The following is a 7,374-nucleotide window of genomic DNA, read 5'->3' on the forward strand; positions in this document are numbered from 1 at the left end:
CCCTCACGGTGCCGCAGCGGTTGCAATTGATGAGCGGTCGAGGTGCGGTCTGGGGTGCGATTGCCCAGTGGATACGCAGAAGTCCAGACATGCCGATAAGCCCTTCCCGTCGGGAAGTTCATCAGGCCGGCGATGTCGAGATGCCCATGCGGGCGCGGCGTGGCGGTCGCTTGCTATGATTGGAAATCGGATGTCACGGGCGGCAGCGCGCAACAACGGTTCAGCAGTGCCAAACCGGTCTCGAACCGCCGCCCAGAAGAACACATGAACATGAAAACAGATACCGCAAATGCGGTGTCATGCAGTGTGTCGGGGGAGTTGGCGAGACCGGCGGTTACGTAGGCAAAGTGAAGCTCAAAATTGTTTCGCGATGGCCTTTCTAGCCGCGACATGCCGGACCGACAAGGGTCTTTTGTCGGTGCTACCGCAGCCGAGCCACTTGCGTTAATATCCGAAATCGAAGGTTTTCAACCAGAGACCCGGTTATGCACCCCACCTCGCTCCTGATTTTCGCCGCCGCTCTGTTCGTTGCCGCGGGCTCGCCTGGGCCATCGATCGCGGCGCTTGTCGCCCGCGTCATCTCGAAAGGGTTTCGCGACGTGTTCCCGTTCCTGCTCGCCATGTGGATCGGCGAGGGCATCTGGCTATCGCTGGCGGTGTTCGGGCTGGCTGTCGTGGCGCAGACCTTCCATTTCGCCTTCGTCGTGGTGAAATGGGTCGGCGTTGCCTATCTCGCTTACCTCGCCTGGAAGATGTGGACCGCGCCTGTCGATGCAAAAGAGGGCGAGATGCCGCGCGAGGATTCGGCGATAAAACTGTTCTTCGCCGGCATGGCGGTGACGCTCGGCAATCCCAAGATCATGATGTTCTACCTGGCGCTGCTGCCGACCATCATCGACCTCGCTTCGGTCAGCATCGTCGGCTGGGTCGAGCTGACGGCGACCATGGCCGTGGTGCTGGTCGCCATCGATCTCGCCTGGGTGCTCGCCGCATCACAGGCGCGCAAGCTTTTGAAGAGCAAGCGCGCCATGAAGATCGCCAATCGCATCAGCGCCACGACGATGGCCGGTGCGGCGGCCGCCATAGCGACGCGGTCCTGAGCCGGCGCGTCACATCACTTCAATGATCGGCGCGATCTCGACGCTGAAGGCCGGGTTCATCAGGATCGGGCAGTCCTTGGCCTTGGCGACGGCATCGTCGATGTCTTTCGCTTCGACGATCGTGTAGCCGGCGGCCGGATTGCTGCCGCCATTGTTCTCGACCTTGCCGCCGGGCAGCACCATCTTCGACATGCCGACCGGATTGCCGCCGTCGACCACAGCCGAGCCGAGCTTGCCGTACCAGCCGTTCCAGGCGTCCATTGCGGCCTTCCGCTCGGCCTCGTCGGTCGGCATCTTGCCCGAGCCATGATAGACGTAGAGATACTTCGCCATGTTCTCCTCCCTTGGTGAGCGGCATCGAACCGGCATGCGGTCATGCCGCCTGCCGATCATCGGACCAAACCGGCAAACAAGCAACGAGAATGCGACACTGCTAATATAACGCCCCGGTCTGGATCCTGCCGCAATCCGTCACCTTGCCATGGCGTGGTATTCGTCGTTCGGCCGCATATCGATTGCCGCGGCCACGCGGTTCGACATGTTGAAGAAGGCAGCGGTCGAGGCGATGTCCCAGATGTCGCGATCGGTGAAGCCGGCCTGACGCAGCGCGCCCCGGTCGGCCTCGACGATCTTGGCCGGCTCTTGCGTCAGCTTGACGGCGAATTCGAGCATTGCCGTCTGCCTGGGCGAAAGATCGGCGGCGCGGAAATTCATCACCATCATTTCGCCGAGCGCCGGATCGCCGGAGAGCTGGCGCACCGCCGCGCCGTGCGCGGTCAGGCAATAGTAGCAATGATTGATCGAGGAGACGGCGACCGCGATCATTTCGCGCTCCAGCTTCGACAGGCCGGACTCACCCAGCATCAAATCGTTGTACATGTCGGTGAAGGCGCGCAGCTTCTTGTCGTCGAAGGCATAGGCCCTGAGCACGTTGGGGACGAGGCCGAGCTTCTCCTCGCATTTGGCGAAATAGGTTTTTGTCGCCTCGCTCAGCTCTCCCTGGCCAAGATCAAGCGCGCTGATTTTGCCGGTCATGGGTCATTTCTCCTCGTTGCGCGGCATCTTGTCGCCAAATTCCGATAATTCTTGGCAAGCCGTCAAACCTTTGTCGCCAAACAGCGGTCATCTGCTACCATAGTCGTAAAAGCATTCGACGGGAGGGACGTGCGTCATGGCCAGCGTGAAATCCGCGAGCAAGCCGAAGAAAAAAGCCACGGCAGCGCTTAAAGCGGAGGAAAGGCCAGCCAGGCTTGCAGACTATCTGCTCGCCCGCGCGCCAGCTGAAGACATTGCTCCCTACGATGTGGCCGACCTGGAGCGGGCTGCCGATCTCGCCGGCCAGGCAGTCGCCACTCACAGGAAAGGCGAGTGCGTCGTCGCCGTCGATGCCGATTCGGGCGTTGTGCGAGACGGCCGCCCGATGACGGTTGTCACGGTCGTCAACGACAACATGCCGTTCCTGTTCGATTCCATCCTCGGCGAGATCACCGAGACATCGGGCGAACCGACCCTGGTCACCCATCCGGTTATCGTCGTGCGCCACGGCAAGGGCGGCGTGGAAGAAATCCTCGGCGACGGCAATTTCGCCAAGGACGATGGCAGCCACGACCGGCTGAGCGTCATCCATGTCCACATCCCGCGGCTGACATCCGAGCAGGCGAGCGGATTGAGCGAGCGGCTGCGCAAGATCCTTGGCCAGGTTCATGCCGCCGTTCACGACTGGAGGCCAATGCTGGCCCGCCTCGATCAGGCGATCTCGGAATTCCGCTATACGGCCGTGCCGCTCGACAAGAAGAGCGTTGCCGAGGCTCTCGCCTTCCTGGAGTGGCTGCGCGACGACAATTTCACCTTCCTTGGCATGCGCGAGTTCAAATACACCGGCGGCGAGGAAAGCGGCACGCTGGAGCGCGCTGAAAAGCCTGGCCTCGGCATCCTGTCCGATCCCGACGTGCTGGTGCTCAGGCGCGGCACCGAAGCGGTAACGACGACGCCGGAGATCCGCGCCTTCCTGCATGGGCCGGAGCCGCTGATCGTCACCAAGGCCAATGCCAAGTCGTCCGTGCACCGCCGCATCTATCTCGATTACATCGGCATCAAGACCTACACCGCCAAGGGTACGCTCGCGGGCGAATTGCGCATCGTCGGCCTGTTCACCTCGACCGCCTACACGCGCTCGGTGATGAAGATCCCGTATCTCAGGTCCAAGGCCGAAACCATCATCGCCAAGTCCGGCTTCGACCGGCACGATCATTCCGGCAAGGCGCTGATCAACGTGCTGGAAAGCTATCCGCGCGACGAGCTGTTCCAGGTGCCGGTGCCGATCCTGCGCAAACATGCCGCCGCCATTCTGGGCCTGGTCGAGCGGCCACGCGTGCGGGCGCTGGTGCGCGCCGACCAGTTCGACCGTTTCGTCTCAATCCTCGTCTTCGTGCCGCGCGACCGTTACGACAGCGTCGTGCGCGAGAAGATTGGCTCCTATCTGAAAACCGTATTCGAAGGCCGGCTGTCGGCCTACTACCCGGCCTTTCCCGAGGGCGGGCTGGCGCGCGTGCACTTCATCATCGGCCGCTCCGGCGGCAAGACGCCGAAGGTCGAGCAAGCGACGATAGAGGCGGCGATCCGCGACATCGTGCGTACCTGGGAGGACGCCCTTTCCGATGCGGCCGAGGCCAGTGGCGGCGACCAGGCTTTGAAGGCGATTGCCGCGCGGCTGCCGGAAAGCTACCGCGATTCGTTCAGCGCGGCGGTGGCGCTGGCCGATGCCGGGCGCATTGCCAAGATCAGCGCCGGCAATCCGATCGCCATCGACTATTATCGCCATGCCGAGCAGAAGCCGCACCAGGCATCGCTGAAGATCTATCACCACGGCAGCCCGGTGGCGCTGTCGCGCCGCGTGCCGGTGCTGGAAAACATCGGCTTCCGCGTCATCAGCGAGCGCACTTTCGAGGTCGGCGACGACCAGGTCGGCACGATCAATAGTGATCGGCCCGGCTTAGTCTTTATTCATGACATGGAGCTTGAGAACAGCTACGGCCAGCCGATCGACCTGACCGATGGCGGCGCGCTGTTCGAAGATGCGTTCCTCTCCGTCTGGCGCGGCGACGTCGACAATGACGGCTATAACGGCCTCGCCCAGACCGCCGGCCTGTGGTCTGGCGAGATCACCATCCTGCGCGCCTATGGCCGTTATCTGCAGCAGGTCGGCATTCCGCAAAGCCAGGATTTCATCGCCGCCGCGCTCAACCGCTATCCCGACATAGCGCGTGGCCTGCATGCGCTGTTCATCGCCCGGCTTGGCCCGACAGCCGAGACCGAAGGCGTGGTGGCCGCAAAGCATCTCAAGGCCAAGATCAAGGATGCGCTGGAGGATGTGCCGAACATCGACGACGACACCATCATCCGGCGCTACCTCAATCTGATCGAAGCCACGCTGCGCACCAATCATTTCGTTGCCGATACGAAAGAAAAGGGCCAGTCGCTGGCGATCAAGCTGGACTCGCACGCGGTCGAGGGCTTGCCGGCGCCGCGGCCGTGGCGGGAGATCTTCGTCTACGGCTCCGAGGTCGAAGGTCTGCATCTGCGCTTCGGTCCGGTGGCGCGCGGCGGCCTGCGCTGGTCCGACCGCGCCCAGGACTACCGCACCGAGGTGCTCGGCCTGGTCAAGGCACAGCAGGTCAAGAATGCCGTCATCGTGCCGGTGGGCGCCAAGGGCGGCTTCTATCCGAAGAAGCTGCCGATGAGCGCTGGCCGCGACGCGATCTTCGAGGCCGGTACTTCGGCCTACAAGAACTTCGTCTCCAGCCTGCTGTCGATCACCGACAATATCGGCCTCGACGGCGTCATCCCGCCGGCCGGCGTTATCAGACGCGACCCGGACGATCCGTATTTCGTCGTTGCCGCCGACAAGGGCACGGCGACCTTCTCCGATACCGCTAACGCGATCTCGGAGAAGCACGGCTTCTGGCTCGACGACGCCTTCGCCAGCGGCGGCTCGGCCGGCTATGACCACAAGAAGATGGGCATCACCGCCAAGGGCGCCTGGGAAGCGGTCAAGCGGCATTTCCGCGAGATCAACCGCGACATCCAGACCTCGTCCTTCACCGTCGTTGGGGTCGGCGACATGTCGGGCGACGTGTTCGGCAACGGCATGCTTTTGTCCCCGAAAACCCGGCTGATCGCGGCCTTCGACCATCGCGACATCTTCATCGATCCCGATCCCGACATGGCAGCCTCGATGGCCGAGCGCGAGCGCATGTTCGCGCTGCCGCGTTCGAGCTGGCAGGACTACGACAAGACGAAACTGTCGGAAGGCGGCATCATCGTCTCGCGCAACCAGAAATCGATCACCTTGCCGGCGGCGGCGGCGGCGGCGATCGGCCTGGCCAAGACCACCGCCACGCCGGTCGAGATCATGACCGCCATCCTCAAAGCGCCGGTCGATCTTCTGTGGTTCGGCGGCATCGGCACGTATCTCAGGGCATCGACCGAGACCAATGCCGAGGTCGGCGACCGCGCCAACGATGCCATTCGCATCACCGCGCTCGACGTCCGGGCGAAAGTGATCGGCGAGGGCGCCAATCTCGGCGTCACGCAGCGGGCGCGCATCGAGTTCGGCATGAATGGCGGCCGCTGCAACTCCGACGCCATCGACAATTCGGGCGGCGTCAACTGCTCCGACGTCGAGGTCAACATCAAGATCGCGCTGGCTTCCGCCATGCGCAAGGGGTCGTTGACACGCCCGGCACGCAACAAGCTGCTGGCCGAGATGACCGAGGAGGTCGGCTCGCTGGTGCTGTCCAACAACTACCAGCAGACGCTGGCGCTTTCGATCGCCCGCAAGCGCGGCCTCGCCGACATCGCGCATCAGAGCCGCTTCATGACGGCGCTGGAGGCGCGCGGCCTGCTCGACCGTGCCGTCGAGACGCTGCCGTCGCCGGCAGCGCTGGCCGAGCGCGAAGCGCGTGGCGAACCGCTGACCAGAGCCGAACTCGGCGTGCTGCTCGCCTATGCCAAGATTGTGCTGTTTTCCGACATCGTCGCCAGCGACGTGCCTGATGACGCGCATTTCGACCGCGACCTGATGGGCTATTTTCCCGACCAGATGGCGAAGAAATACGCCGCCGAGATCCATGGCCACAGGCTGCGCCGCGAGATCATCACACGGGTCGTCGCCAACGATCTGGTCAATCGCGGCGGCCCATCCTTCGTCAACCGGCTGCAGGAGGCCACCGGGCGCACCGCCGCCGACGTGGTGCGGACCTTCGCGGTGGTGCGTGACGGTTTTGCCTTGCCGGCGCTCTATCGCGAGATCGACGCGCTCGACAACCAGATCGACGGCCAGGTGCAGCTCGATCTCTATCAGATGGTCAGCCGGCTGATCTATGTGACCAGCGGCTGGTATCTGAAGAACGATGCCGGCACGGCACCCCTCAGCCAGCGCATTGCCGAGTTGCAGGAAGCCCGCAAGGCGCTGGAGCCCAAGCTCGTTTCGCTGCTGCCGGCCTTTTCACGCGAGCGCATCGAGGAGAAGCGGCATGGGCTGTTCAAGGCCGGCGCGCCGGAAAGCTTGGCCGGGCAGCTGGCACTGAGCGAGGTGGCGGAACTCATCCCCGACATCGCGCTGACGGCGCGCACCGCCGGCGCCGATATCGTCGCCGCGGCCAAGGCGTTCTTCGCCGTCAGCGATGCCTTCCGCATTCCGCGTGTCGAGGATGCCGCACGCTCGATCACGCCATCGGACTACTACGATCAGCTGGCGCTTTCGCGCGCCACCGACACGATCGATGCGGCACGGCGCGGCATCGCGGTGGCGGCGCTCACCGGCCACGCCAAGACGGCCGATCCGGTGGCTGCCTGGCTGGACGCCGGCGGCGAGCGGGTGGCGCGCATCCGCGAGCGGCTGCAGGCGTTGACCGAGGGCGGCGACATCACCGTGTCGCGGCTGTCGGTGGCGTCGGGGCTGATGAGCGATCTGACGGGGATGTGAACCGTCGATGATTGCCACACGCGTTGTCGGGTGCGTGTGGCGCCTTTTCCAATGTTATCGGCGCTTGGCGTTCAGCAAGCTCACCAGGAATGTTTGAGGGTGCCGACGATTTTCAGCCGGTCGCCGTAGAATTCGGTCCCGTAATAGCTGGTTGTCAGATACTTCCGGTCGAACAGGTTCGTTGCGTTCAAGGCCAACGTCACGTCCTTGGTCATCTTGTAGCTAATCGCCGCATCCACCAGTGCGTAGCCGCCAATCGAAATGGTGTTCGCGTCATCCCCGTAGGTT

Annotated in this window: 5 protein-coding genes; 2 read left to right on the top strand and 3 right to left on the bottom strand. The window is 63.6% G+C overall.

Annotated elements, in window-relative coordinates; translation table 11 throughout:
* Positions 1-485: 485 nt before the first annotated feature.
* Positions 486-1,100, top strand: a complete 615-nt coding sequence (locus EN994_RS11350) for a LysE family translocator (protein WP_024504201.1) — start codon at positions 486-488, stop codon at positions 1,098-1,100.
* A gap of 9 nt (positions 1,101-1,109) precedes the next feature.
* Here the strand turns inward: EN994_RS11350 and EN994_RS11355 are convergent, their stop codons facing one another.
* Positions 1,110-1,433: a hypothetical protein gene (locus EN994_RS11355; RefSeq protein WP_013529006.1), complete on the bottom strand. Its 324-nt coding sequence runs from the start codon at positions 1,431-1,433 to the stop codon at positions 1,110-1,112.
* Between the two features lie 138 nt (positions 1,434-1,571).
* Entirely contained in the window at positions 1,572-2,135 is a 564-nt protein-coding gene (locus EN994_RS11360; protein WP_063169467.1) for a peroxidase-related enzyme, read from the bottom strand.
* 136 nt (positions 2,136-2,271) lie between these two features.
* On the opposite strand from EN994_RS11360, the gene EN994_RS11365 reads away from it, so the two are divergent.
* On the top strand, positions 2,272-7,086 hold the full coding sequence (locus EN994_RS11365) for an NAD-glutamate dehydrogenase (RefSeq protein ID WP_063169466.1): 4,815 nt from the start codon (positions 2,272-2,274) through the stop codon (positions 7,084-7,086).
* Between the two features lie 80 nt (positions 7,087-7,166).
* Here EN994_RS11365 and EN994_RS11370 read toward each other — a convergent pair.
* A partial coding sequence (locus EN994_RS11370) for a TonB-dependent receptor (protein ID WP_127307539.1) occupies positions 7,167-7,374 on the bottom strand: 208 nt, incomplete at its 5' end.

Source organism: Mesorhizobium sp. M7A.F.Ca.CA.002.09.1.1 (assembly GCF_003998555.1).
GTDB classification, from domain to species: Bacteria; Pseudomonadota; Alphaproteobacteria; order Rhizobiales; family Rhizobiaceae; genus Mesorhizobium; species Mesorhizobium ciceri.

Bases quoted from the DNA above. Each gene is read 5' to 3' on its own strand.
- EN994_RS11350 (WP_024504201.1), top strand. From the start codon at position 486: ATGCACCCCACCTCGCTCCTGATTTTCGCCGCCGCTCTGTTCGTTGCC.
- EN994_RS11355 (WP_013529006.1), bottom strand. From the start codon at position 1,433: ATGGCGAAGTATCTCTACGTCTATCATGGCTCGGGCAAGATGCCGACC.
- EN994_RS11360 (WP_063169467.1), bottom strand. From the start codon at position 2,135: ATGACCGGCAAAATCAGCGCGCTTGATCTTGGCCAGGGAGAGCTGAGC.
- EN994_RS11365 (WP_063169466.1), top strand. From the start codon at position 2,272: ATGGCCAGCGTGAAATCCGCGAGCAAGCCGAAGAAAAAAGCCACGGCA.